23 protein-coding genes and 1 pseudogene are annotated in these 24,367 nt (G+C 69.5%); 15 read left to right on the plus strand and 9 right to left on the minus strand.

The window, feature by feature from the left end:
* Positions 1-40: 40 nt before the first annotated feature.
* The 3 genes and pseudogenes from B4589_RS11160 to cruF all read left to right on the plus strand — a co-directional run.
* Positions 41-1,585, plus strand: a pseudogene (locus tag B4589_RS11160) (phytoene desaturase family protein); the annotation flags it as partial.
* The gene (locus B4589_RS11165; RefSeq protein ID WP_255246077.1) at positions 1,585-2,427 is read left to right on the plus strand and encodes a prenyltransferase; all 843 of its coding nucleotides are present in this window, start codon (positions 1,585-1,587) and stop codon (positions 2,425-2,427) included. The pseudogene B4589_RS11160 and the gene B4589_RS11165, both read left to right, overlap by 1 nt.
* The gene (gene cruF / locus B4589_RS11170) at positions 2,424-3,281 is read left to right on the plus strand and encodes a bisanhydrobacterioruberin hydratase (protein ID WP_079234345.1); all 858 of its coding nucleotides are present in this window, start codon (positions 2,424-2,426) and stop codon (positions 3,279-3,281) included. The genes B4589_RS11165 and cruF overlap by 4 nt, the downstream gene beginning before the upstream one ends.
* A gap of 13 nt (positions 3,282-3,294) precedes the next feature.
* On the opposite strand, the gene B4589_RS11175 is transcribed toward cruF, so the two are convergent.
* The 7 genes from B4589_RS11175 to B4589_RS18210 form a co-directional block, all read right to left on the minus strand.
* Entirely contained in the window at positions 3,295-3,999 is a 705-nt protein-coding gene (locus tag B4589_RS11175) for an ABC transporter ATP-binding protein (RefSeq protein WP_079234346.1), read from the minus strand.
* A gap of 82 nt (positions 4,000-4,081) precedes the next feature.
* Positions 4,082-4,837: an ABC transporter ATP-binding protein gene (locus B4589_RS11180; RefSeq protein ID WP_079234347.1), complete on the minus strand. Its 756-nt coding sequence runs from the start codon at positions 4,835-4,837 to the stop codon at positions 4,082-4,084.
* Complete coding sequence (locus B4589_RS11185; protein ID WP_079234348.1) at positions 4,834-5,898, minus strand: branched-chain amino acid ABC transporter permease; 1,065 nt, start codon at positions 5,896-5,898, stop codon at positions 4,834-4,836. Before B4589_RS11185 ends, B4589_RS11180 begins: the two co-directional genes overlap by 4 nt.
* Positions 5,895-6,803 carry a branched-chain amino acid ABC transporter permease gene (locus B4589_RS11190; protein WP_079234349.1) on the minus strand — a complete coding sequence of 303 codons (909 nt, stop codon included), beginning with the start codon at positions 6,801-6,803 and terminating at the stop codon, positions 5,895-5,897. Before B4589_RS11190 ends, B4589_RS11185 begins: the two co-directional genes overlap by 4 nt.
* A 2-nt stretch (positions 6,804-6,805) precedes the next feature.
* Positions 6,806-8,086: an ABC transporter substrate-binding protein gene (locus B4589_RS11195; RefSeq protein WP_079234350.1), complete on the minus strand. Its 1,281-nt coding sequence runs from the start codon at positions 8,084-8,086 to the stop codon at positions 6,806-6,808.
* Positions 8,087-8,361: 275 nt separating this feature from the next.
* On the minus strand, positions 8,362-9,315 hold the full coding sequence (locus tag B4589_RS11200) for a phytoene/squalene synthase family protein (protein WP_079234351.1): 954 nt from the start codon (positions 9,313-9,315) through the stop codon (positions 8,362-8,364).
* An 86-nt stretch (positions 9,316-9,401) separates the two neighbouring features.
* A complete protein-coding gene (locus B4589_RS18210; protein WP_255246078.1) occupies positions 9,402-9,536 on the minus strand; it encodes an HVO_2523 family zinc finger protein in 135 nt (44 codons plus the stop codon).
* A gap of 90 nt (positions 9,537-9,626) precedes the next feature.
* On the opposite strand from B4589_RS18210, the gene B4589_RS11205 reads away from it, so the two are divergent.
* Together B4589_RS11205 and B4589_RS11210 are read left to right on the plus strand one after the other, a co-directional pair.
* Positions 9,627-11,114 carry a molybdopterin-dependent oxidoreductase gene (locus tag B4589_RS11205; protein WP_079234352.1) on the plus strand — a complete coding sequence of 496 codons (1,488 nt, stop codon included), beginning with the start codon at positions 9,627-9,629 and terminating at the stop codon, positions 11,112-11,114.
* Between the two features lie 80 nt (positions 11,115-11,194).
* Positions 11,195-12,586, plus strand: a complete 1,392-nt coding sequence (locus B4589_RS11210) for a PAS domain-containing sensor histidine kinase (RefSeq protein ID WP_079234353.1) — start codon at positions 11,195-11,197, stop codon at positions 12,584-12,586.
* A gap of 36 nt (positions 12,587-12,622) precedes the next feature.
* On the opposite strand, the gene B4589_RS11215 is transcribed toward B4589_RS11210, so the two are convergent.
* The gene (locus B4589_RS11215) at positions 12,623-15,772 is read right to left on the minus strand and encodes an adenosylcobalamin-dependent ribonucleoside-diphosphate reductase (protein ID WP_079234354.1); all 3,150 of its coding nucleotides are present in this window, start codon (positions 15,770-15,772) and stop codon (positions 12,623-12,625) included.
* Between the two features lie 375 nt (positions 15,773-16,147).
* On the opposite strand from B4589_RS11215, the gene B4589_RS11220 reads away from it, so the two are divergent.
* The 5 genes from B4589_RS11220 to B4589_RS11240 all read left to right on the plus strand — a co-directional run bounded on the left by B4589_RS11220 (position 16,148) and on the right by B4589_RS11240 (position 18,443).
* Entirely contained in the window at positions 16,148-16,567 is a 420-nt protein-coding gene (locus B4589_RS11220) for a universal stress protein (RefSeq protein WP_158081173.1), read from the plus strand.
* Positions 16,568-17,425 (plus strand): tRNA pseudouridine(38-40) synthase TruA, encoded by an 858-nt coding sequence (truA, locus tag B4589_RS11225; RefSeq protein WP_079234356.1) that lies wholly within the window; start codon positions 16,568-16,570, stop codon positions 17,423-17,425.
* 37 nt (positions 17,426-17,462) lie between these two features.
* The gene (locus tag B4589_RS11230) at positions 17,463-17,720 is read left to right on the plus strand and encodes a hypothetical protein (RefSeq protein WP_079234357.1); all 258 of its coding nucleotides are present in this window, start codon (positions 17,463-17,465) and stop codon (positions 17,718-17,720) included.
* Between the two features lie 83 nt (positions 17,721-17,803).
* Complete coding sequence (locus B4589_RS11235; RefSeq protein WP_079234358.1) at positions 17,804-18,097, plus strand: DUF433 domain-containing protein; 294 nt, start codon at positions 17,804-17,806, stop codon at positions 18,095-18,097.
* 1 nt (position 18,098) lies between these two features.
* Positions 18,099-18,443: a DUF5615 family PIN-like protein gene (locus tag B4589_RS11240; RefSeq protein ID WP_079234359.1), complete on the plus strand. Its 345-nt coding sequence runs from the start codon at positions 18,099-18,101 to the stop codon at positions 18,441-18,443.
* A gap of 11 nt (positions 18,444-18,454) precedes the next feature.
* On the opposite strand, the gene B4589_RS11245 is transcribed toward B4589_RS11240, so the two are convergent.
* On the minus strand, positions 18,455-19,774 hold the full coding sequence (locus B4589_RS11245) for a M20/M25/M40 family metallo-hydrolase (protein WP_079234360.1): 1,320 nt from the start codon (positions 19,772-19,774) through the stop codon (positions 18,455-18,457).
* A 144-nt stretch (positions 19,775-19,918) separates the two neighbouring features.
* On the opposite strand from B4589_RS11245, the gene pepF reads away from it, so the two are divergent.
* From pepF to B4589_RS11270, 5 genes are all read left to right on the plus strand, one after another.
* On the plus strand, positions 19,919-21,718 hold the full coding sequence (gene pepF, locus B4589_RS11250; RefSeq protein WP_079234361.1) for an oligoendopeptidase F: 1,800 nt from the start codon (positions 19,919-19,921) through the stop codon (positions 21,716-21,718).
* A 93-nt stretch (positions 21,719-21,811) separates the two neighbouring features.
* Complete coding sequence (locus tag B4589_RS11255; RefSeq protein WP_079234362.1) at positions 21,812-23,038, plus strand: proteasome-activating nucleotidase; 1,227 nt, start codon at positions 21,812-21,814, stop codon at positions 23,036-23,038.
* Positions 23,039-23,044: 6 nt separating this feature from the next.
* A complete protein-coding gene (locus B4589_RS11260; protein ID WP_079234363.1) occupies positions 23,045-23,392 on the plus strand; it encodes a hypothetical protein in 348 nt (115 codons plus the stop codon).
* 39 nt (positions 23,393-23,431) lie between these two features.
* Complete coding sequence (locus tag B4589_RS11265; RefSeq protein ID WP_079234364.1) at positions 23,432-23,887, plus strand: hypothetical protein; 456 nt, start codon at positions 23,432-23,434, stop codon at positions 23,885-23,887.
* A gap of 40 nt (positions 23,888-23,927) precedes the next feature.
* Entirely contained in the window at positions 23,928-24,365 is a 438-nt protein-coding gene (locus tag B4589_RS11270) for a hypothetical protein (protein WP_079234365.1), read from the plus strand.
* The last annotated feature ends 2 nt before the right edge of the window (positions 24,366-24,367 follow it).

Here is a 24,367-nt window from a genome sequence, read left to right on the forward strand (position 1 = left end):
AGCCCCACGCGCCCCTGCTGGCTGCATGGACGTAGCCCCGGACCTCGCCTCGCTCTCCGGCCGCGATATCGTCGTGATCGGCGGCGGCGTCGGCGGCCTCTCGACGGCCTGTTACCTCGCTGACGCGGGCGCCGACGTGACGCTGCTCGAACGCAACGAGCAGCTCGGCGGCCGCGCGAGCGTGCTGGAGCGCGACGGGTTCCGGTTCGACATGGGCCCGTCGTGGTATCTGATGCCCGACGTGTTCGAGCGGTTCTTCTCGCATTTCGACCGGGACGTGCGCGACTACTACGGACTGAACCGGCTCGACCCCCACTACCGGATCCAGTGGAAGGACGGCGACTCGCTGGATCTCGCGCCCGACGTGGCGACCAACGTCGAGCGGTTCGAGCAGTACGAGGACGGCGCCGGCGACGCGCTGCGGGAGTACCTCGACGAGTCCGAGTACACCTACGAGGTGGGGATGGAGCAGTTCGTCTACGAGGACCGTCCGCGCCTGCGGGACTACCTCGACCCCGACGTGGGCCGGCAGGCGCGCGGCCTCGCCCTCCTCGGATCGATGCAGGACCACGTCGAGGAGTACTTCGACCACCCCAAACTCCAGCAGGTGATGCAGTACACCCTCGTCTTCCTCGGGGGGTCGCCGCGGAACACGCCGGCGCTGTACAACCTCATGAGCCACGTCGACTTCGACCTCGGCGTCTACTACCCGGAGGGCGGCCTCGCGGCGGTGATCGACGGCCTCGTCGACCTCGGGAGCGAACTCGGCGTGACGTACCGCGCCGGCGCGGACGTCCAGCGGATCCACGGCCAGCGCGGCGGTTTCAAGGTCGACTACGCCGCCGCCGACCCGGCCGAGTTCGCGCCGAGCGATCGCCACCGCGAGCACCGCGTCGACTCGGGGGGCTACGAACTCGCCGACCTCGTGGTCAGCGACGCCGACTACGCCCACACCGAGCAGGAACTCCTGCCCGAGAACAAGCGTCAGTACAGCGAGGAGTACTGGGACTCCCGCACGTACGCACCCTCCGCGTTCCTGCTCTACATGGGCGTCGAGGGCGACCTGCCCGAGCTCGCCCACCACACGCTCGTCCTCCCGACCGAGTGGGACCAGCACTTCGAGACGATTTTCGACGAACCGGCGTGGCCCGACGACCCGGCGTACTACCTCTGTGCGCCGTCGAAAACCGACGACTCGGTCGCTCCCGAGGGGCACAGCAACGTCTTCGCGCTCGTCCCCATCGCGCCCGGACTGGACGACGACCCCGAAACGCGCGAGGCGTACCGCGAGACGGTGCTCGACGACATCGCCGAGAACACGGGGACCGACCTCCGGGACCGCATCGTCGTCGAGGAGACGTTCTCGGTCTCGGAGTTCGGCGCCCGGTACAACGCGCGGCAGGGCTCCGCACTGGGGCTGGCCCACACCCTGAAACAGACCGCCCTGCTCCGCCCTTCCCACGCCTCCAGCGAGGTGCCGGGGCTGTACTTCACCGGCTCGTACACCACCCCCGGGATCGGCGTCCCGATGTGTCTGATCAGCGGGCAACTGACCGCCGAGGCGATGAGCGACCGCGAAGCCTGATGCTTGGCTACCTGCTGACGCTGTCGCGCCCGCGGTTCTGGCTGTACACCGCCGGGCCCGTGCTCGTCGGCGTCGCCTACGCCGCCGACGCGGTGGGCGACCTGCTCGCGCCCCTTCCGGCCCTCCTCTTCTGCTACTTCCTGCTCCCGGCGAACGTCTACCTCTACGGCGTCAACGACCGCTTCGACCGCGAGATCGACGCCGAGAACCCCAAGAAGGCGGCGGAGGGGAGCCCGGAAGCGCGCTGGCGCGACTCGCCGGCGGTGACGGCCGTCGTCGCCGCCTCCGGAGCCGTGGGACTCGCACTGTTCCCGCTCACGCCCCGTGTCGCGTGGCCTTACCTCGCGGGCTTTTTCGCGCTCGCGACCGCCTACAGCGCGCCGCCGCTGCGGTTCAAAGCCCGCCCGCTGCTCGACTCGCTCTCGAACGGGCTCTACCTCCTCCCGGGCGCGGCCGCCTACGCCGCGCTCGCAGGTGTCCACCCGCCCGCGCCGGCGCTCGCCGGCGGCTGGCTCTGGACGATGGCGATGCACACCTACTCCGCGATTCCGGACATCGAACCCGACCGCGCGGCCGGGATCGAGACCACGGCGACCGTCTTGGGCGAGCGTCGAACGTACCGCTACTGCGGTGCCTGCTGGACGCTCGCCGCGGTCGCGTTCGGCCTGCTCGACCCGCGGTTGGGTGCGCTGCTCGGGATCTACCCACTCTTCCTGCTCGCGACCGTCGGCGCCGGCGTCGACGTGGATCGGGCGTACTGGTGGTTCCCGGTCGTCAACGGCGTCGTGGGGATGCTGCTGACGTTCGGCGGCCTGCTCCGCCTCGTGGGGGTGCTCGCGTGAGCGTCGCCGCGTGGCTGCCCGACGACCCGGCGGACCGCCGCTCGTGGGAGACGGCGCTTTCGGAGCTGATCCGCGAGCACCGATTCACCATCGCGGTCGTGTTCCCCGCGGTGGGCGCGCTCTCGCTGATCGCCAGCGCGGAGTGGGCGCCGCTGCCGGACGTGCTCGCGTTCAACCCCCTGTTCGTGCTGACGGGCGTGCTGGTGATGCGCTCGCCGCTGATCGTCGGCGTGCTCCCGGTCGTCGACCGCCGCGCGGCGCTCGGCGCCGCGGCGCTGGCGGCGTACAGCTACGCCATCGAGATAATCGGCGTCACCACGGGCTGGCCGTACGGCGCCTTCGAGTACGGCGTCTCGCTCGGACCGATGCTGGGCGGCGTCCCGATCGCGCTGCCCGTGTTCTTCCTCCCGCTGGTCGCGAACGCCTACCTGCTCTGTCTGCTCCTACTGGGGCCGCTCGCGGATCGTGCGCTCCCGCGGCTGCTCTCGGTGATCGCGCTGGTGCTCGCGATGGACGTGGTGCTCGACCCCGGCGCGGTCGCGCTGGGGTTCTGGGCGTACGGCGGCGGCGCGTTCTACGGCGTCCCCCTCTCGAACTACGCGGGCTGGATGCTCTCGGCGACGGTCGCGGTGGTCGTCCTCGACGCCACGTTCGACCGGGCCGCGCTGCGCGCGCGGCTGGACGCCTGTGAGTTCGCGCTGGACGACATGGTGAGCTTCGTCCTGCTGTGGGGCGGCGTGAACGCCGTCTACGGCAACTGGATCCCCGTGCTGGTCGCCGCAGTCATCGGCGCCGGCCTGCTCCGGACGGACCGGTTCGACGCGGGGATGGTGCCCGGAGTCCGGGGCCGGTAGCCTGCCCGGCGACTCAGCCGCCGAGGAACTGGCGACGGACCGCCTCGTCGTCGAGCAGTTCGTCGCCGGGGCCCTCGTAGCGATTCTCGCCCTGAGCCAGCACGTAGCCGCGGTCACAGCGCCGCAGCGCCGCCCGGGCGTTCTGTTCGACCATCAGCACCGCCGTCCCGGCCTCGTTGACCTCGTCGATACGGTCGAACATCTCGGTCACCAGATCCGGCGCGAGCCCGGCCGAGGGCTCGTCGAGCAGGAGGAGGTCCGGATCGAGCATCAGCGCCGCCCCCATCGCCAGCATCTGCTGCTGGCCGCCCGAGAGCGTGCCGGCGCGCTGGTCGAGCCGCTCCTCCAGCACCGGGAAGCGGTCGTACACCGCCCGGAGTCGGTCCTGCGGGATCTCGTCCAGGGAGTACGCCCCCATCCGGAGGTTCTCCCGCACCGTCAGCGACGGGAACACGTTCTCGCTCTGGGGGACGTAGTTCAGCCCGTGGTCGATCACCGCCTCGGGAGGGAGGTCGTCGATGCGCTCGTCGCCGACCGTGATACGGCCACCCTGCCGGTCGGCCAGCCCGAACACGGCCTTCATCGCGGTCGACTTCCCCGCGCCGTTCGGGCCGACGACGGCGACGTACTCGCCGTCGGCCACCGTCAGATCCACGTCGAACAGGACCTGCAGGTCGCCGTAGCCGGCGTCGAGCCCGGCGACTTCGAGGAAGCTCACCGCACCACCTCCGGCCGTACTCGGCGCCGTCCGCCGGTCGATCCCTCCCGGTCCGTCCCGTGACTCGCTGTCTCCTGCATACTCATGTCCCCAGATAGGCGTCGATGACGCGCTGGTCCTCCACGACGGTCGCCGGGTCGCCCTCGATCAGCACCGAGCCGCTTTCGAGGACCACCAGCCGGTCGACCAGCGCGGTCAGCGTCTCCAGTTCGTGCTCGATCACGACCACGGTCATCCCCCCGTCGTTCAGCTCGCGGATATGCTCGCTGATCTCGTTGGTCAGCGTGGGGTTCACCCCGGCGAACGGCTCGTCGAGCAGGAGCAGCTCCGGCTCCAGCATCAGCACCCGCGCGAGTTCGAGCAGTTTCCGTTGCCCGCCCGAGAGCGCGCTGGCGTACTCGTCGGCCAGGTGGTCGAGCTCGAACGTCTCGATCAGCTCGTCGGCGCGGGCCTCGACGTCACGCTCGACGGCCTGCATCCCGTCGCTCCGCAGCAGCGCCGGGATCGTGTGCTCGCCCGGCTGGTCCAGCGCGGCCAGCCGCACGTTCTCCCGGACGGTCATGGTGTCGAGCTGGCGGGTGTGCTGGAACGTCCTGACCAGCCCGCTCGTCGCCAGCGTCTCGGGCTGCTGGCCCGTCACGTCCTCGCCCGCGAAGGTGACGGTTCCCGCGTCGGGGTGGACGACGCCGCTGACGCAGTTGAACAGCGTCGACTTCCCGGCGCCGTTGGGGCCCATGACGCCGACGAGCTCGCCCTCGTCGACCGAGAGCGACACGTCGTCGAGCGCACGGAGCCCCCCGAACTCCTTGCTCAGCCCGTCGACGGCGAGCAGGCTCACGAGTCCACCCCCAGCTCCTTCGGGTCGCCCCAGATCCCGGCCGGCCGGTAGCGGATGACCAGGATCAGGATCAGCCCCACGGCGACCAGCCGGAGCGCCGCGAAGTCGGCCGCGGACACCGGCGCCGCCTGGTTGGCGAACCGGGAGACCAGCCGCAGCCCCATGATGATCGCCAGCCCGCCCAGCACGGCGCGGTGGTTCGCGGCGCCGCCGAGCAGCATCCCGATCCACACCGTCACGGTCACCTGGATGGTGAAGAACTCCGGCGAGATGGCGCCGTTGTACAGCGCGAACACGCCGCCGGCGAAGCCGGCGAGCGCCGCGCCGTAGACGAACGCCTGCATCTTGTAGGTGAACACGGGTTTGCCGACCGACCGGGTCACGAGCTCGTCGGCCCGGATCGCCCGGAGGACCCGCCCGTACGGCGCCGCCGTCAGCCGTGAGACGCCGGCGAACGCCAGCGCGGTCAGGCCGGCGAACAGCAGCAGCGTCGCGACCATCGTCGTCCCGTACTCGCCGATGGCCTGGTCCAGCGGCTGCGGGATCGAGAGGATCCCCGTCGAGCCGCCGAACACGCTCGAGACGTTGACCGTGATGCTGTGGAAGATCTCCGCGGCAGCCAGCGTGGCGATGGCGAGGAAGTCGTCCCGGAGCCGGATCGACGTCGACCCGACGAGCGCGCCGACCGCGCCCGCGGCGACGACGGCTCCCACCAGCGCCAGCGGCCAGGGGAGCCCCAGGCTCGTCCCGGAGAACGACCCCTGTGCGGCCAGGATGCCGACGGTGTAGGCGCCGACCGCGAAGAAGACGACGTGGCCGAAGTTCACCAGCCCGGTGTGGCCGTACTGGAGGTCCAGCCCCAGCACGAGCATCCCGTACACCGCAAAGAGGATGCCGACCTCGACGAACACCGCGAGCGGGCCCGGAACCGTCGCCCGCAGCGGCGTCACCACGAACAGCAGCGACAGCGCGGCGAGGGCGACGCCGAGGACGGCCGCACGGTCGGCTTCGTCGTCCGGCAGGCGCGTCTCTAGCGCCGCGGGGAGGGTGAACCGACTCACGCCTCACGCACCTCCACACCGGCGATACCGCTCGGTTTCACCAGCAACACGGCCACGAGCACGACGAACGCCATCGCCGAGGCGAGCCCGGTCATGCTCGACGGGAGGAACGCCGTCGAGAGGGCGACAACGACGCCGATGATGTACGCGCCGGCGATGGCGCCGTAGACGCTGCCCGCGCCGCCGAGGATGGCGGCGGTGAGTATCTGGAGGATCTGGCTGAACCCCGTCGAGACGCTGACGTTGGTCTGGATCCCCAGCAGGACGCCAGTGAGCCCCGCGAGCACGCCCGCGAGCACCCAGACCCCGTCCCGGACGAACTGGGTGTCGACGCCGCGGACGCGGGCCAGCGCCTCGTCGTCGCTCATCGCTCGCATCGCGATCCCCACGTCGGTCCGGGTCAGCAGCGCGTGGAGCAGCACGAACACGGCGACCGCACAGGCGACGACGACGAGGTGTTCGCTCGTCACGAACACGTTGCCGAGCAGGTCGACGGAGCCGACCGGGAGTTCCGGCAGCCCGTCGGTCCGGAACGTCGTGGTCGTCGTCTCGTAGTAGCGGGCGCCGCTGCCGGCGAACAGGCGGATGACGTTGCGCAGGACCAGCCCCAGCCCGATCGAGGTCAGCAGCATCGGCACCGGCCCGGTGTCGTTGATCGGCGTGAAGAACAGCCTCGCGAGCGCGAGGCTGACGACGCCGCCGCCGACCATCGCGAGGACGGCCGCCGCCGGCAGCGGGAGGAGGCCGGCCGCGAGGAACCCCAGGAACGCCCCGATGGTGAGGTACTCGCCGTAGGCGAAGTTGATCATGTTCACCACGCCGTAGATGAGGGTGAACCCGATGGCCGCGATCGCGATGTACGACCCCGAGACCAGTCCGAAAACGACGTTCTGGGCCAGTCCCATGTTCAGTACTCGTCCTCGGAGACGAAGTCACTGAGATCGGAGGCGGGGATGGTCTCCACCTGGCTGAACTCCCCGTTCTGTACCTCGTTGACCGCCACTGGCCCGATGACGTTCCCGAAGTTCGTGAAGTTCGTCGGCGTCGCCGCCCCGGTGTAGTTGATCGACTCGCCGTTGTCGAGCGCCTCCTTCCCCTCGGCGAACGTGGCGACCTCCGTCCCCTCGCCGCGGGAGACCGGGCCGAGGTTCCGCTCGATCGACTCCGGCGTCGCCTCGCCGGCGCGGTGGATCGCCAGCGCCGTGACGTTGATCGCGTCCCACGCCGGCGGCGTCCAGCCGTTGATTTCGGCGTCGCCGCCGCCCTGGTAGGCCTCTTCGAAGGTGTCGTAGCTCGGCCCGCTCCGGCTCGGGCTACACGCCCACGCGCCCTCGAGCTGGTCACCCACCTGTTCGGGCAGGGAGTTCTGGGCCAGCGGGTCCGAGAGGATGGGCTGACGACCGTATTCGCCGTCGGCCCAGTCGGTCATGAGCGTGGTCGCGCTCTCCAGGGGCATGCTCACGGCGAAGGCGCTGAACTCCTCGCTGAACAGCCGTTCGAGCGCCGACTGGTAGCTCGACTCACCGAGGTTGACCTCCACCTGCGTGGCGACGGTGCCGTCGTTGTCCTCGTACGCCGTCCGGAACCCGTCGACCCAGCTGCGGGCGCCCTCGCTGGTGCCGTTGATGATGCCGACCGTCCCGTGGTCCTGGTCGAGCGCGCGGAACGCCGCGCCCGCGGTGTGGACGGTGTCGCCGATGACGGTCCGCCAGATCCACTGGTCGTCCGAGATCTCCTCCGGCGTCCCCATGTCGCCTCCACGAGTGTCGAGATACGACGACCCCGGCCAGGGCGTGATCACGGGGGTCTCCTGCTCCTGCAGGAAATCCCAGAGGGGGTTGATCTCGCTGGAGAACAGCCCCAGGATCGCGACGGCGTCGTCGTTCTCGATGAGCTGGGTCGTCACCGAGCGGGCCTCCTGTGGGTCCACGGCGGTGTCCCGGCGCACGACGTCCAGTTCGCGGTCGAGCGGGCCGCCGGCCTCGTTGATCATCTCCAGTGCCACGTCGGTCGCCTGCGAGACACCCGGCTGGAGGAAGTCCCAGTCGCCGGTGAGGGAGGCCGGCTGCCCCAGCACGATGGTGTCGCCGTCGCCGCCGCCGAACCCGAGACAGCCAGCCGTCGCGACGATCGCACCGCCGCCCGTGGCTTTCAGGAACTGTCGTCGGTCTATGTTATCTGATACCATTGCACTCTACCCTACGTGTTGTGCCGTATATATTGATCGGCGGTCGAGGCCCCCGCGACGTGCGGTTCGGCCGGCTCAACTTCGGCCGAGTGGCGGTAGCTGTTCGACGAGGCCGGACGGATCTGGGTAAACCCCGCGTACGACCCCGACGGTACGTGGATGCGAGAGAGCCTCCGGGACCGCCACGGCGAGCGACTCGACCGACTTCGGGACGCCGGCGTCGCGGACGAGTATCTCGCGGACAGGAACGAGTCGCTCGACTGGTGGCCGCCGAACTAGGGCACCGGGAGCCGCCCGGTCGCTCGATGGAGGCGGTGGCCGGTGTCGTCGCTCGGGATCGCGCTCACCGCGCGGAACACCGCGATGGGGTCGGGGCTGCGCTGCCACGCGATCCGTGCCCGCGCCGCCAGCCAGAGCTTCCGGGGCGTCGACAGCGAGGGGGCCGTCGACACCACGTCGTACCCCAGGTTCCGGATCAGTCGGTGGTGGTCGACGTAGAGGATCGCCGCCAGCAGCACCGGGAACTGGCAGTCCCTCGGCAGCAGTTCGATGCCCGCGACGCCGTCGCGGTACAGCGCCTCCGCCCGTGAGAGTTCGGCCTGGACCGCGCGGGCGACGTTCCCGTCGAACGCCAGCCGGGCGATCTGTTCGTGGCTGGCGCCGTGGGTCTCCAGGGTCTCCGCAGGGAGGTAGATCCGGTCGCGCTCGATCACGTCCTCGCGGACGTCCCGGACGAAGTTGGTGAGCTGGAACGCCTCGCCCAGCGCCGTCGCCGCCGGGAGCGCCCGCTCGGCGTGTTCGGGCGCCATCACGGCGGTCATCATCCGCCCGACGGCGGCCGCGGAGCCGTCCATGTACGTCCGGAGCTCGTCGTACGTTTCGTAGCGAGCCGTCTCCACGTCGGTCGCCATCGCGTCGACGAACGTGTTCACGTCCGACGCGGGGATGCCGTGGCGCTCGCGGATCTCGGCGAACGCCGCGAGCACGGGGTCGTCGGTGGGCTCCTCGCCCAGCGCCGCCCGGCGGAACGACTCCAGGCGCTCGGCCCGCTCGGCGGGGTCGAGCTCGTTGTCGCCGTCGACCACCTCGTCGGCGACGCGGAAGAAGGCGTACAGCACGTACGTCGGGTGGCGCACCCGCTCGGGGAGAAAGCGCGTCGCGACGTAGAACGTCTTGCCCGTCTCGCGATGGATCCGTTTGCTGCGGGCGAGCTGTTGTCGTTCGACCATCGTGGGGGCGACACTCGGGGGGTAGGGAGCAGTCGCGTGACCGAACGATGGGTCCGGAGCGGCTTAACAGTGCGGCACAGTGGCATTCAGTAGAACGTGTCCGCGCAGTCGAACACCACGCCGTGCTGGGGACAGACGTACTCGCAGTGGCGGTGGACCATCGGCTCCCCGCAGTGCGGGCAGGGGCGGCCGGGCGCGGTGGTCTCCTCGGCGTCGCTCACGGGTCGTCGTGGGCGCCCCACCGAGAAAGCAGTTTCGAGCGCCGTGCCACGGAGCGAACGCTTTCCCCCACGGAGCCCCACTTCGCGCGCATGTACCGTCCGAGCCGGGAGCGATCGGTTGAGGCCGCCCTCGCGGCCGTCGCCGCCGTCGCGGGGTCGCTGCTCGCCGCCGGCAACACGCCGGCGTTCGTCGGCGCCGGCGCGGCCGCGGTCGTCCGGGACACGGCACCCGGGTTCGTCGCCGCGGTGGTCAGATCGCTCGGCGACCTCGCGCAGCCGCTGTTAGTGGCTGTCACGGGGCTTCTCCTGCTCGGTACGTACGCGGCAGCCACAGTGCTGGCTCGGCAGTACGCCGACGGTACCGCGCCTCGCACGGCGGCGACGCTCGCGCTCGCCGGCGGGGTCACGCTGCTGCTCACCGGGAGCCCCGTGAGCGCGCTCGGCGCGGGCGTCGCGAGTGCGGCGGTCGTTGTCGCGGCGACCCTCTCACTCGGCTCGGACCCGTCTGAGGACACCTCGCCGGCCCGTCGTCGCCTGTTGCAGGCCGGCGCTGCCACGCTCGCTGCGCTGGCGGCGAGTGCGGTCCGCCTCGGCGGCTCGGGCTCGTCGGGGACGGGCAGCCCCGAGCCGCCGGACCCGGCCGCCCAGTCGCTGCTCTCGACTGCAGAGACGCGCTCGCTCTCGCTGCCGAACGCCGACGGGCTGGTCTCGGAAGGGTTCTACACCGTCGACATCGCGACGGTCGCCCCGAACCTCGGCGGCGACTGGGAACTCACAGTCACCGGCGAGGTGCCCGAGGAGCGGTCGTTCAGCCTCTCGGAGCTCCGGTCGTTCGAGGGCGAACGGCGGTTCGTCACGCTGCGCTGTGTGAGCGACCGCCTGAACGGCGAGAAGATCGACACCGCGCTCTGGGACGGCGTGCCGATCGAAACCGTGCTCGACGCCGCCGACGCGCCCGAGAGCTGCTGTGTCACGCTCCACGCGGCCGACGACTACTTCGTCTCGTTCCCCCGTGAGGCGCTCGACCCCGGACTGCTGGCGTGGGGGATGAACGGCCGGCCGCTCCCGCGAGCCCACGGCGCGCCGGTCCGGACGCTCGTCCCGGGCCACTGGGGCGAGACCAACGCCAAGTGGCTCACGGAGATCGAGATCCGCGAGGAACCGGAGGACGGCTACTGGGAGCAGCGCGGCTGGGAGGGGACGGGCGAGGTGAACACGGTCGCCAAGCTCCACAGCACCACCGTTCAGGACGGGACGGTCCGGGTCGGCGGCCACGCCTACGCCGGCACCCGCGGGGTCCGGGCCGTCGAGGTGTCGACCGACGGCGGCGACTCCTGGACCGAGGCGACGCTCTCCGACCCCTTACCGGGCGCGACGCCGCTCGACGCCGAGGAGCCCGACCCCGACGGTGAGGCCGTCGACGCGTGGCGCATGTGGGAACACGAGTACGAGGCGACCGACGAGCACGAGGTGGTGGTGCGGGCGGTCGACGGCGACGGGACCGTCCAACCCGAGGAACAGGGTGGGGCCTACCCCTCGGGTGCGACGGGGTGGGTCAGCGAGACGATCGCGGTCTGACCCCGAAAAACCGCGTTTCGGCCTACGAACACCCGGAACCGGCGTGGGAGTTATCCCGACACGGAGTTAATTCAGCCGACATGGCACGGTCCGAGTCGCTCGGCCTCCTCCTCGACCAGGCGCAGGACAAGATCGCGCTGCTTTCGGAGGACGGCACGTTCACGTACGTGAACGCCGCGGCCGAGCGGATCCTCGGGTTCGAGCCCGACGAGCTCGTGGGGGAGAACGCGTTCGAGTTCGTCCACCCCGACGATGTCGACGACGTCCGCGGCACGTTCGATCGGGCAGTCCGGAAGAACTCCTTCGCCGAGGAGACGGCGGCGTACCGCCACCGGTGCAGCGACGGCGACTGGGTGTGGCTGGAGAGCCGGATGTCGAACCTCACCGACGACCCGCTCGACGGCTACGTGGTCAGCTCGCGGGACGTGACCGACCGCGTGCGGGCCGAACGCGAGCGCGAGGAGACTGCCGCGCGGCTCGAGGAGATCGCGGCCGTCGCCAGCGACGTGCTCTGGATGTTCGACGCCGACTGGTCGGAGCTGCTGTTCGTCAACCCCGCCTACGAGGAGATCTTCGGGGGGTCGATCGAGGACGTCCGGGGGGACCCCGACGCGTTCCTCGACGCGATCCACCCCGAGGACCGGCCGGCGGTCGTGGACGCGATGGGCTGTCTCTCGGCGGGCAACTCCGTCGAGATGGAGTACCGCGTCAACCCCGAGGCGGAGTACAAGCGCTGGGTGTGGGTGCAGGCCGAGCCGATCACGCGGGACGGCGAGGTGGTCCGGATCGCGGGGTTCGCACGGGACATCACCGACCGCCGGCGGCGGGAGCGTCAGCTGGTCGTGATGGACAACCTCCTGCGGCACAACCTCCGGAACGACCTCAACGTCGTGCTCGGGAAGGCCGACATCATCGAGGAGACGCTCCCCGAGGCGTCGGAGCACACCGCGATCATCCGTCGGGTGGGGAAGCAGCTCCTCCAGACCGCCGAGAAGGAGCGCAACGTCATCGACCTGCTGACCGAGCAGCCGGGGCGCGAACGGATCGAGTTCCACGGGACGGTCGCCGAAAGCGTCGAGTCCGTGCGGGAGCACCACCCTGACTGCACGATCGAGGTGGACGGACTCGAGCCGGCGGTCGTCCGCGGCCGGCCGGAGCTCGGGCTGGCCGTGATCGAACTGCTTGAGAACGCGGTCCAGCATGCCGACGGCGAGCCGTGGGTCCGAGTCAGCCTGCGCCGCGTCGGCGCCCACGCCGAACTCACCGTCGCGGACGACCACGCGCCGATCCCGGCGATCGAGGCGGACGTGCTGACCGGCGACCACGACATGACGAACGTCTACCACAGCAGCGGGCTGGGGTTCTGGCTCGTCTACTGGGCCGTCGAACTGTCGAACGGCCACGTCGCCGTCCACTCCGGGGACGACGGCAACCACATCACCGTCTCGGTCCCGCTGGATCGCGAACCGTAGCGCCGCCGGCGAAAAAGAACGGAGAACCGCGCTACCCTAACACTCGCTCCAGCCGCAGGACTCGCAGGTCTTGCAGCCTTCGGAGTAGTAGAGGCTCATCGAGCCACAGTCCGGACACTCCGGGCTCTCGCCCGAGGCGATCAGGTCGCTCGTCGCGTCGTCCTCGGTGGCGGCATCCGCGGCGCCTGCGGCGTCGTCGATGTCGACGTTCGTCGGCTCGCCCAGCGACTCGGCGGCCGCCCCGCCGTCGGTGGAGGGCTCGGCCGACTCCTCGTCGAGCTCGTCGATCGTCTGCTGCTGGGGGATCCCCTTGTCGATCTCGCCGTCGAGGTAGCGCCGCATCGCCGTCCCGATGGCGTCCGGGATCGACTGGATCTGCTCACCCTTGTCCCAGGCGACCTTCGGGCTGCGGATCCCCTGGAGTTCGCTGGCGACCTCCTCGGGATCGACGCCCGAGCGCAGCGAGGTGGAGATGGTCTTCGCCAGCGCCTCGGTGAAGGAGGCGGTGAACCCGCCGGAGTTGCCGATGTTGGCGAACAGCTCGAACGGCTCGCCGGTCTGGGGGTCCTCGTTGATGTTGACGTACAGCTTCCCGTAGCCGGTGTCGATGCGCTGGGTGACGCCGTGGAGCACGTCCGGGCGCGGGCGCTTCCGGCCCAGCGGCGTCTCCTCGCCGTCGGCCTCGGCCAGCAGCTGCTCGACCTGCGTGTCGAGGGCGGCCTGGACGTCCTCGTTCTCGAGGAACCCTTCGAGCCCGCCGAACACCTCGGTGATCTGCTCGACGAGCGCCTCGGCGGCCTCGTCCTCGTCGGCGAACTCGGTGTTGTCGGCGCGGGTGGTGAGCACCTGCTTGCTGCGGGTGCCGTCGCGGTAGTAGGTGACGCCCTTGCCGCCGTTGTCGTACACGTACTCGAACGCCTCCTTGGCGTCGTCGACGCTGGCGTCGTTGGGCGCGTTGACCGTCTTCGAGATGGCGGAGTCGACGCCGGCCTGTGCGGCACACTGGATCGAGGCGTGCTGCTTGGCGCTCAGGTCGCCGGTGACCACGAACAGCTCGCCCAGCGCGTTGGGGACCGTCTCCAGCCCCTCGACGCCGTCGAACTCGTTGTTGGCCATCTGCTCCTGTGCCTCCTCCTTGACGGCCTGCACGTCGATACCGTTGTCCTCCAGGGCGCGCAGGAAGTAGTCGTCGAACTCGACGAGCATCTCGTCGCCCTGCACGTCGCCGGAGACGTTCTTGTAGTAGGCGACGTTGTAGATCGGCTCACAGCCGCCGGTCGTGTTGCCGATCATCGACGTCGTCCCGGTCGGCGCGATCGTCGTCGTGTTGTGGTTGCGAACCGGGTAGCCGTCTTCCCAGTCCTGCGGGTCCTCGCCGGTGTGGTGCTCGAACCAGTCGGGGTAGGCCGTCGGGTCGGCGTACTTCGAGTCGTCCCAGTCGGCGAAAGTGCCCCGCTCCTCGGCGAGCTCGTGGCTGGCGTCCTTCGACCCGTGGTTGATGTGGGTCATCAGCTGGCGGGCGATCTCGTCGGCGTCGTCGGTGCCGTAGCGCACGCCGAGCTGGATGTACAGCTGGGCCAGCCCCATCACGCCGAGGCCGATCTTGCGCATCTCCCGGACCTTCTGCTCGATCTCCTCGACCGGGAAATCCGACATCGTGACCACGTTCTCGAGGAAGCGCGTGCCGTAGGCGATGCGGTGGTCGAAGTCCTCCCAGTTCATCGCTTCGTCGAGGAACGCCGACACCGCCTCCTCGTGGGAGTCGTACTCGTCTTCGTGCTCCTCGGACCAGACGCGCCAGTCCGGCGCGTCCTGTGCCGCGAGCGTGGAGAGGTTGATGTGGCCGAGGTTACAGGCCTCGTACTCCTCCAGGGGCTGCTCGCCGCAGGGGTTGGTCGCGAGGATGCGGTGGTCGGGATGCTCCTCGACGTCGAAGGAGTGGCGCTTGTTGACGCGCTCGAGGTAGATCACGCCCGGTTCGCCGTTCTCGTGGGCGCCCTCGACGATCTGCTCCCAGAGCTCCTCTGCGGGCACCGAGAGCACCTCGCCGACCTCGACGTGCTCGCCGAGACCGAACATCTCGTACAGCTCCTTCGTCTCCGGCGTGGCGACGTGGGGCTCCTCCGTCCGGGGGTTGGTGAACGTGAACTCCTCGCCCTCTTTCAGCGCCTCCATGAACCCGTCGGTGACGCCGACGGAGATGTTGAAGTTCGAGAGGTGCCCCTCGACGGCGTTGCGAAGGTGTTCGGGCACGCGCCCCTCGTCGTCGATGAGCTCGCGGGCCTCCTCCAGCGCCTCCTGGAAGGAGTTGTGCGTGAAGTCGTCTGGGTCGTTCAGCCGCAGCGTGTTCGCCAGCGAGACGTCCTTGTTCTTGGCGTGGATGAACTGGATGACGTCGGGGTGCGAGACGCGCATGACGCCCATCTGGGCGCCCCGTCGGGCGCCGCCCTGGGCGATCGTCTCACACATCTGGTCGAACGTCCGCATGAACGTGATCGGGCCCGAGGCGATCCCGCCGGTCGAGCCGACGGCGTCGCCGTACGGGCGGAGCTTCCAGAACGCGTACCCCATCCCGCCGCCGGACTGGAACACTTCGGCGGCCTCCTTGGCCGTCTGGTGGATATCCGTGATGTCGTCGGCAGGAGAGTCGACGAAACAGGCAGAGAGCTGCTGGAGTTCGTCGCCCGCGTTCATCAGCGTGGGCGAGTTCGGCATGAAGGAGAGATCCGTCATCAGCGTCTCGAACTCCTCGCGGGTCTCCCGGACCGCGCCGGCGATCCCGTCGTCGAGTTCGGGGACGACGGTGTCGTAGGCGAACTTGTTGACGTTGTGTTCGGTGAGGACGGTCTCGGTGTCTGCCTCGGCGTCGAACCCTTTGCCGAACACCTCCTCGGCGAGCTCGTCGCGGCGCGGGTGGTCGGGCTTGAGCTGGTCGGGCGTGACCGTCACCTCGACGTCCCGGCGCTCGGCCTCGTACACCGCCTCGGCCAGCGCGATGTTCTTCGCAACGCGGGCGAACAGCTCCTCCTGGCTCTCGACGACCTCGCCGTCGGCGTCCTTCCGGAGGTAGCGGGCCGGCAGGATGTTCTCGTAGGCGTTGTCGGTCAGCCGGTCCGCCAGCGTGTCGCCGTCGGTGCGCTTGATCGGAAGCGTCAGCTCGTCGGCGCCGAGGTCGGGCGTGCTCACTGCGCGCTCACCCCGTGTGGCCGAATGCGGGTCTCGTCGGTGGTGGGTAGATCGAACATCTGTGACGGACAAGTCCTATTCCGTGGACCCCCATTAACCGTTTGGTTCCCGGTACGGTTGTAGTAGTACAACTCCATTTGTTCTCCCCGAGTGCTGTCGCTGGTCATAGTGTGAGGCGTGTTGCCGCCGTCGCGGCGTTCGTGTGTCGGTTGGGTAGCGGTCGGTATAACCTTGACCGAACCGCGGTGAAACTGAAACCTGGTCGACGGGACCACGGGTACTTCACGTGGTTTTCGACCCGAACAGAAGGGGTGTTGGCGGCGAAGCGCGGCGCTGGCCGGCACCGTTTTGCCTCGTCGGACGGAACTTCTCGACGTGTACGACGACGTACTACTCCCGGTCGCGCTCGGGGAGGCCGAGGAGGACCCGGCGATCGACCGGGCGCTGGACCTGGCGGATCGCTACGACGCAACCCTGCATCTCGTGAGTGCGGTCGATCCCGCGGTGTTCGATCCGATGACCGTCGAGGCGCAGAAGCTTCACGAGCTGCTGGGGGAGGAAGCCGAGGAAACCGTCGAGGCAGCTGCCGAGCGCGCCAGCGATCGCGGGCTCGACGTCGAGACTCGGACCGGTCGCGGCCCGGCCGCGGAGGTAGTCGTCGACTACGCCGAGGACGTGGACGTGGTGGTGATGGCGACGCACGGCCGCGAGGGGCTGGAACACGCGCTGCTCGGGAGCGTCACCGAGAAGGTCGTCCGTCAGTCCCCGGCGCCGGTGCTGACGGTCCCCCGGTAGATGCGCGCGTTCAGGCTGGCCTACGACGGGCGGGAGTTCTACGGCTTCCAGCGACAGCCCGACGTGTCGACCGTCGAGGGGCGGCTGCTCGCCACGCTCGCCGCGGCGGGGGTCACCGACGAGGGCGAGACGCCGCCGGGGTACGCTGCGGCAGGCCGCACCGACGCCGGCGTCTCTGCGATTGCGCAGACGATCGCGTTCGAGGCTCCGGACTGGTGCACCCCTGCGGCGCTCAACGGCCGGCTCCCGGGGTCGGTCCGGGCGTGGGCCGCCGCCGACGTGTCCGACGAGTTCCACGCGACGCACTCGGCCAGCCGACGCAGCTACACCTACCACCTGCACGCGCCGGACGCGGACGCCGGTCACGAATCGCACAGCGATTCGTTAGCCAACCAGAAATCTTCGATTTCTGGTGACGACGCTGCGCGCGAGGCCGCCGAGCGACTCTCCGGCGAGCACGACTTCCACAACTTCACCAGCGACGAGACGGGGACGGTCCGGGATGTCGAGGTGGGCGTCGAACGCGACGGGGAGTTCCTCGTCGTCACCGTCTCGGCGGGCGGGTTCCCCCGAGGGTTCGTCCGCCGGCTGGTGGGTGTGCTCGCGGAGGTCGCCGTCGACGGCCAGTCGCTCGCGCGGATCGACGAGGTGTTGAGCGACGAGTCGCTGCAGGGTGGCCGGGGCGTCCCGCGGATGCCGCCCGAACCGCTGGTGCTGACGGGCGTCGAGTACCCCGACGTGACGTTCGCGGTCGACGAGGAAGCTATCGAGAGCGCCCGGGGCGTGTTCGGCCAGCGCCGCGCGGGCGCGCTGGAGCGCGTTCGCGTGACGGAGACGATACTCTCCGGGCTGGAGTGAGTCCGTCCTTTTTGTCGCTGGGCAGTGTTGGGCCACCGTGATCCGGACACAGGTGTGCTGGGACGCGACGATTCGGATCGTCGTGGGCGCCGCCGTCGTCGGCGGGGGGCTGGTGGCGGCGGCGGCGCTGTTCGGGGTCGCGGTGATCGGCTGGCTGCTCGCGATCATGGTCGCGGCCCCGGCGACGCTGTTCGGGACGTTCCTCGCCACGAAGGGGCTCTGGCTGGTGGTCGAGGCGGCGACCCGGGAAACCGTCGAGGGGGCGCCGCGGAGCGAGTCGCTGACCGAAGAGTGAGCCGTCACGCGAGCGACGGTGTTCGGCACACCGAGCGATAGTTCGGGCGAACGCTTTTGCGAAAGCACGCGGTAGTAACGGTCATGGCCGAACGGGAGAGCCGTCGCGTCGCTCACGACCTCATGAGCGAGCCCCATATCGCCGGACGTCGAGTCAGCGTCCGCCAGGTGTTCGCACTCGTCGAGAAGCGCGGTGTCGACCCCGAAACGGTCGCCGATCGGTTCGACCTCGACGTGGCGGACGTCTACCACGCCCTCGCGTACTACCACGACCATCCGCGCGAGATGAGCGAGGTCGAAGCCGAACGCGACGACGCGTTCGAAACGTTCCGGGAGTCGATCGACCGACCCGAGGACGTCGAACCCGACACCGCCTGAGATGGCCGAATGGCGGTTTCTCCTCGACGAGAACGTCGACCCGAAGGTGGCAAACTACCTCGAGAAAGAGGATCTGTTCGCCGTCCACGTTCGGGAGACGGTCGGGCAGGGAGCAGACGACGAGGACGACGTGCTCCCATACGCTCGAGAAAACGACCTCGTCGTCGTCACGAGCGACGTGAAAGACTTCGGTGCGATCCCGAGTGAGGCGCACGCTGGTGTCGTGCTGCTCTACGACGATACGATGCCCGCCTATCAGGTCGCGTCCGCGCTTCTCACGATGGTCGACGCGTATCCGAGTCGGGACGCGTTCGCAGGCCGGGAAGAACTCGACTCGTGGAGTTGAATCGACCCGCCCTACTCCCACCCCTCGGGCCACAGCGACGCCGCCTTCATCCCCGTCTCGAAGTCGAGCTCCCGGAACGCCTCGACCAGCTCCTCTTGCTCCAGCCGCTCGGCGTCGGTCGACGCCAGCTCGTCGACCAGTAGCGCGGTCAGCACGCCGTGTTCCCGGAGGTTCCGCTCGTCGACCTTGTCCCGCGTGTCGGCGTGGGTGTGCCCCCAGCCGCGGCCGCGCTCCCCGCTGTCGCTGTGGAGTTGGACCGACGGGACGCCCGCGCGGACGAACGGCCACTGGTCGCTGAACGGGTGGGGGTCGGACTCCACCTCGATCGGCTGGTTCGCGCGTTCGCTCACGCGCTCGACGGCCGCGCCGGTCGACTCGGAGGTGTGGGTAAGCGCGACTAGGTCGCGGAACCGCCCGCCGCCGTCGACGTTCACCACCGCGGCGACGTCCTCCTTGTCGACCGACTCCGCGAGGTGTTCCGCGCCGAGTAGCCCCACCTCCTCGCAGCCGACGGCGACGACGCGCACGCCGCGGTCCAGTTCGTTCTCGGCCTCGCTGAGCAGGCGCGCGGCCGTGAGCACCGTCGCGACGCCGCAGCCGTTGTCCAGCGCGCCCTCCGCGATGTCGTGGCCGTCGTAGTGGGCGAGCAGCAGGAGCTCCTCGTCCGTCTCGGGGCCGAGCCGTCCCTGCACGTTCTGGCTTTGGCCGGTCGTCGTCTCGGCGTCGACGGTGAGGCGGACGCTGGCGTCGTCCTCCGCGAATTCTGTCAGCCACGCGCCGGTCTCCTTGCTCACGCCGACCGCGGGCGCCTCGGCCTCGCGGCCGAACGTGAGCGACCCAGTCGGTGGTAGCTGGCCGGGGACGTGGTTGACGAACACGAACGCCTCGGCGCCCTGGCCGATCGCGTAACCGAACTTCTCCATCCGGTGGATGAACCGGCCGCCCTCCGGCGTCGTGGTCGAGGCGACGACGACCTTCCCCTCGACGTCGAGGTCGTCGATCTCCTCGGGCGTGCCGTAGCCCGCGTCGACTAGTTCGCCCTCCACCTCGCCCGCCGGCGAGTACGGGAGCGCGACCGTCTCGAACTCCCGCTCGACCGGCCCGTGAACGCGGAGCGAGGAGTCGCCGCGCTGCCAGGCCTGCATCTCGAAGGGGTCCTGTTCGACCTCGCGGACGCCCGCGTCGCGGAACGCGTCGGCGACGACCTCGGCGGCCCGGGCCTCCCCTTCGCTCCCGCCCATCCGGCTCCCGATGGCGGTGAGGTCGGTGAGGAACTCCCCCGGCCGCTCGTCGGTCCACGTCCGCCCGATCGCGGCGTCGAATCCGTCCATGCTCCGGCGTGTGTAAGCGCGACGCAAAGTCGTTCCGACCGGCGACGACGCGCCCGCTCGGAAGCAGCAAGAACCGCCGAGGGACGCCGCTTCGCCGCCTGAAGTGCGAAGACTTACCACCTGATCCGACACTACGGACCCACGATGAGTACCGTCCCCGAACGCGAGGATATCGAGGAGGAGTACAAGTGGGATCTGGCGTCGATCTTCCCCGACGAGGAGGCCTGGGAGGAAGCCTACGACGACGTGGAAGCGCGCATCGACGACCTGCGGGAGTACGAGGGTCGGGCGACTGAAAGCGCCGAGACGCTGGCCGAACTGCTCGAGCAGTACGAGGACGTGATGCGCGACGTGTCGAAAGTCGCCGCCTACGCCCGCCTGCGCTCCGCCGAGGACACCCGGAACCAGGAGTACCAGGCGCTCGCCGCCAAGGCCGAGTCGCTGCAGTCCGACGCCTCCAGCGCGACCAGCTTCCTCGAACCCGAGCTCCAGGAGCTCGACTGGGAGGAGGTCGAGGCGCTGATGGACGAGGAGCCCGCGCTCGAGGAGTACGAGCACTACTTCGACGACGCGCTGCGGATGAAACCGCACACGCGCTCTTCCGAAGTAGAGGAGCTCCTCGCGGACCTCTCGGAGGTCACGGGCGCGCCGTCGGACATCTACGGGATGCTCTCGAACGCCGACCTCACGTTCCCCACCGTCGAGCAGCCCGACGGCGAGGAGGTAGAGATCACCCAGAGCAACTTCACGAAGCTCCAGAAACACGAGAACCGCGAGTTCCGCCGCGAGGTGTACGAGCAGTACTACGAGACGTGGGACGACTACCGCAACACGGTCGGCACCGCCCTCCAGAACAGCACGAAGAAGGACGTGAAGCTCGCCGAGGCGCGGAACTACGACACCGCCCGCGAGGCCGCCCTCGACGACACGAACGTGCCGACCGAGGTGTACGACACGCTCGTCGACACGGTCCACGACAACCTCGACTACCTCCAGCGCCACGCCGACCTGAAGCGGCAGGCCCAGGGCGTCGACGAGCTCGGGATGCACGACCTCTACACCTCGCTCACCGGCGAGGAGGGGCCCGAGATCAGCTACGAGCAGGCCAAGGAGTGGGTCGTCGAGGCGGTCGAACCGCTCGGCGAGGAGTACCAGGCCCGGATGGAGCAGGGGCTGGAGAGCCGCTGGGTCGACGTGTACGAGAACCGCGGGAAGCGCTCGGGGGCGTTCTCCTCGGGGACGTACGACACCCAGCCGTTCATCCTGATGAACTTCCAGGACGACGTGAACTCGATGTACACGCTGGCCCACGAGCTCGGCCACTCGATGCACTCCGAGCTCGCGAGCGAGGCCCAGCCCTGGCAGTACTCCAGCTACGAGATATTCGTCGCCGAGGTCGCGAGCACGGTCAACGAGACGCTGCTCACCCACTACCTGCTCGAGAACGTCGACGACGACGAGATCCGCGCCCACGCGCTGGATCAGTACCTCGAGCGGTTCCGCTCGACGCTGTACCGCCAGACGATGTTCGCGGACTTCGAGCAGCGCATCCACGAGCGCGCCGAGGCCGGCCAGCCGCTGACTCCCGACACGTTCGACGAGATCTACGGCGACCTGAAGGAGACGTTCTACGAAAACGCCGACGTCGACGACCTGATCGCCAAGGAGTGGATGCGCATCCCCCACTTCTACTACAATTTTTATGTGTACCAGTACGCCACCGGCATCTCGGCGGCGGTCGCGATCGTCGAGGAGATCCGCGAGGAAGGTGAGCCCGCGGCCGCGGACTACCGTGCGGCGCTCGAAGCCGGCGGCAGCGAGTACCCCATCGACGTGCTCGACATCGCGGGTATCGACATGACCAGCGCCGAACCGATCGAGTCCGCGCTATCGGTGTACGGCGACCGGCTCGAGGACGCCGCGGACCTGCTGGATCTGGCGTAGTCGACGCTGCCGCGGCGCCGATTCGAACCCCGGACGAGGAGATTCCCCGACCCAAAGGCACATTTACGCCTACCACCAAACCCGGACAGAGAGATGTCACGCAGCCCGTCCCTTCCCGACCGTCCCCGGCTCGACCTGGATCCCGAGATGTCCCAGGCCGAGCGGCTGGAGGCGATCCGGGAACATTTCGAGCGGCTCGTTCAGGTCAACGAGGAGCTGAGCGAGCGCCTCCACGACGCCGAGGGTCGCAAGGAGGAGCTCAGTGAGGAGGTCGACCAGCTCAAACGCCGGAACGAGACGCTCAAAACGTCCTCGCTCTACCTCGCGACCGTCGAGGAACTGACCGAGGACGGCGTCGTCATCAAGCAGCACGGCAACAACCAGGAGGTGCTAACCGAGCTCTCGCCCGCGTTGCAGGGGGAGGTCGAGGCGGGCGACCGCGTCGCCATCAACGACTCGTTCTCGGTGCAGGAGCTGCTCGACGACGAGACCGACGCCCGGGCACAGGCGATGGAGGTCGAGGCGTCGCCGGACGTGGTGTACGACGACATCGGCGGGATCGACGACCAGATCCGCGAGGTGCGCGAGGCCGTCGAGGACCCGCTGATCAACGCCGAGACGTTCCGCGAGGTCGGCGTCGAGCCGCCCAGCGGCGTGCTGCTCCACGGCCCGCCGGGGACGGGGAAGACGATGCTCGCGAAGGCGGTCGCCAACGAGACCGACGCGACGTTCATCAAGATGGCCGGCTCCGAGCTGGTCCGGAAGTTCATCGGCGAGGGCGCGCGCCTCGTCCGCGACCTGTTCGAGCTCGCCGCCGAGCGCGAGCCCGCCGTCATCTTCATCGACGAGATCGACGCCGTCGCGACCACGCGGACCGACTCGAAGACCTCCGGCGACGCCGAGGTCCAGCGCACGATGATGCAGCTGCTCTCGGAGATGGACGGGTTCGACGACCGCGGCGAGGTGCGGATCATGGCCGCCACGAACCGCTTCGACATGCTCGACGAGGCGATCCTGCGCCCCGGCCGCTTCGACCGCCTCATCGAGGTGCCCAAGCCCGACGCCGAGGGACGCAAGCGCATCCTCGAGATCCACGCGTCCGACCTCAACCTCGCTGACGACGTCGACTTCGACCGGATCGCCGAGGAGCTGGAGGAGTACTCCGGCGCCGACATCGCCGCCCTCACGACCGAGGCCGGGATGTTCGCGATCCGCGACGACCGCGAAGTCGTCCGGCTGGAGGACTTCGAGGACGCCCACAAGAAGCTCGAGGAGGCCTCGGAGGAGGCGCCGACGACCGGCCCGGTCGCGTTCCAGTAACGGCCGATGAGCGCCGGCGGCGACCGTCCCTCGATCACTGGGAGCCGGCCGGCCCGCGGACTGGCGATGGCGGCGCTGCTGCTGTTTCTCGGCGTGCTCGTCGTGTATCTCGACCGCCCCGGCTACACCCCGCTCCGGCTGGCGCTGTTCGCCGTCCTCGGCGGCGTTGCCGTGCTGGGCACTGCTGGGGCCGTCACCGGGCGAGCGTGGCTCGCGGCCGTCGGCGCCGGGCTGCTGGCGCTGCTCGGACTGCCCCAGGCAGTGCTCTGGGTCTTCGTGCTCCCGATGGCGGGCGTGCTTGCCGCGGCTAGCCTGCTGATCGCGCTGGACGACCGCACGGTCGAGGAACGGTAGCACCACAAAGCGTTTCACGGCATCGACACGATGCCGGGTATGGTCCCCGGTATCCTCCCCGACATCCTGCTGTTCCTGCTGATCCTGTGGCTGTTCGACGCCGTCGCCCTCTCGCTCGTGCTGCTCTCCGGCGCGGTCCGGCGGCTGTTTCGGGCGTGGCCGACCGACTACTTCGTCCCGAACTACCTCGTCGGGGCGACCGCGTTCGCGGCCACCCACCTGCTGTGGGTGCTGTTCCCCGTCGCGCTCCACGGCGGGAGTCTGGAGCGGAACGTGCTCGCCTGGCTCGCGGGGATGACGCTGCTGAACGTGGTGCTGTGGTGGGTCGCCGTCGCGATCGTGCTCCCGCTGCTCGGCCTCTGGAGCCCGAAGGAGGGCGACGAGTACGACGGCCGGATCGCACTGACGCTCGGCACGTTCACCTACGCCGTCGCGATCGGCGTGCTGGCGCTCGTCCTCGTCGTGGTCGTCATCGCGGTCGGGTTCCCGGGCTGACACCCGGAAGACACTTACCGGCCCCGTCGCCCATCTCCGCATGGACCCGGTCGCCCTCCCCCTCCTGCTCGGCCTCTGGCTGTTCGACGCCGCCGCGCTGGCGCCGCTGCTGCTGTTCGGATCCACGAAACGGCTGCTCGACGCCGGCCCGACGGACAGTCGCGGGGCGAACTACCTCCTCGGCGTCACGGCGTACGCGGTCGTCCACGTCCTGGTCGCGTTCGCGCCTGGGATCGTCACCGGCACGGTCGGCGGCTGGTGGCTCGTGCTCGCGACGCCCGGACTGCTCGTGGCCGCGTGGGTCACACTGGGCGTGATCGTCCCGGCGCTCGGCTGGTGGGACCCCGCCGAACCGGACGGCTGGGACGGTCGCCTTGCCCTCGGCACCGTCGCCGTCGGCTACGTCGGCGCCCTCGCGGCGCTAGGGCTGTTCGCGCTCGTCGGACTGTTCGCCGTCTTCGCGCGCTACCCCGGCTGAGT

Source organism: Halolamina sp. CBA1230 (assembly GCF_002025255.2).
Taxonomy (GTDB): domain Archaea; phylum Halobacteriota; class Halobacteria; order Halobacteriales; family Haloferacaceae; genus Halolamina.

What these genes read in the sequence shown, in the direction of transcription:
- B4589_RS11165 (WP_255246077.1), top strand. Translation starts at nt 1,585, where the DNA reads ATGCTTGGCTACCTGCTGACGCTGTCGCGCCCGCGGTTCTGGCTGTAC.
- B4589_RS11190 (WP_079234349.1), bottom strand. Translation starts at nt 6,803, where the DNA reads ATGGGACTGGCCCAGAACGTCGTTTTCGGACTGGTCTCGGGGTCGTAC.
- B4589_RS11195 (WP_079234350.1), bottom strand. Translation starts at nt 8,086, where the DNA reads ATGGTATCAGATAACATAGACCGACGACAGTTCCTGAAAGCCACGGGC.
- B4589_RS11200 (WP_079234351.1), bottom strand. Translation starts at nt 9,315, where the DNA reads ATGGTCGAACGACAACAGCTCGCCCGCAGCAAACGGATCCATCGCGAG.
- B4589_RS11205 (WP_079234352.1), top strand. Translation starts at nt 9,627, where the DNA reads ATGTACCGTCCGAGCCGGGAGCGATCGGTTGAGGCCGCCCTCGCGGCC.
- B4589_RS11210 (WP_079234353.1), top strand. Translation starts at nt 11,195, where the DNA reads ATGGCACGGTCCGAGTCGCTCGGCCTCCTCCTCGACCAGGCGCAGGAC.
- truA (WP_079234356.1), top strand. Translation starts at nt 16,568, where the DNA reads ATGCGCGCGTTCAGGCTGGCCTACGACGGGCGGGAGTTCTACGGCTTC.
- B4589_RS11235 (WP_079234358.1), top strand. Translation starts at nt 17,804, where the DNA reads ATGGCCGAACGGGAGAGCCGTCGCGTCGCTCACGACCTCATGAGCGAG.
- B4589_RS11240 (WP_079234359.1), top strand. Translation starts at nt 18,099, where the DNA reads ATGGCCGAATGGCGGTTTCTCCTCGACGAGAACGTCGACCCGAAGGTG.
- B4589_RS11245 (WP_079234360.1), bottom strand. Translation starts at nt 19,774, where the DNA reads ATGGACGGATTCGACGCCGCGATCGGGCGGACGTGGACCGACGAGCGG.
- pepF (WP_079234361.1), top strand. Translation starts at nt 19,919, where the DNA reads ATGAGTACCGTCCCCGAACGCGAGGATATCGAGGAGGAGTACAAGTGG.
- B4589_RS11255 (WP_079234362.1), top strand. Translation starts at nt 21,812, where the DNA reads ATGTCACGCAGCCCGTCCCTTCCCGACCGTCCCCGGCTCGACCTGGAT.
- B4589_RS11260 (WP_079234363.1), top strand. Translation starts at nt 23,045, where the DNA reads ATGAGCGCCGGCGGCGACCGTCCCTCGATCACTGGGAGCCGGCCGGCC.
- B4589_RS11265 (WP_079234364.1), top strand. Translation starts at nt 23,432, where the DNA reads ATGGTCCCCGGTATCCTCCCCGACATCCTGCTGTTCCTGCTGATCCTG.
- B4589_RS11270 (WP_079234365.1), top strand. Translation starts at nt 23,928, where the DNA reads ATGGACCCGGTCGCCCTCCCCCTCCTGCTCGGCCTCTGGCTGTTCGAC.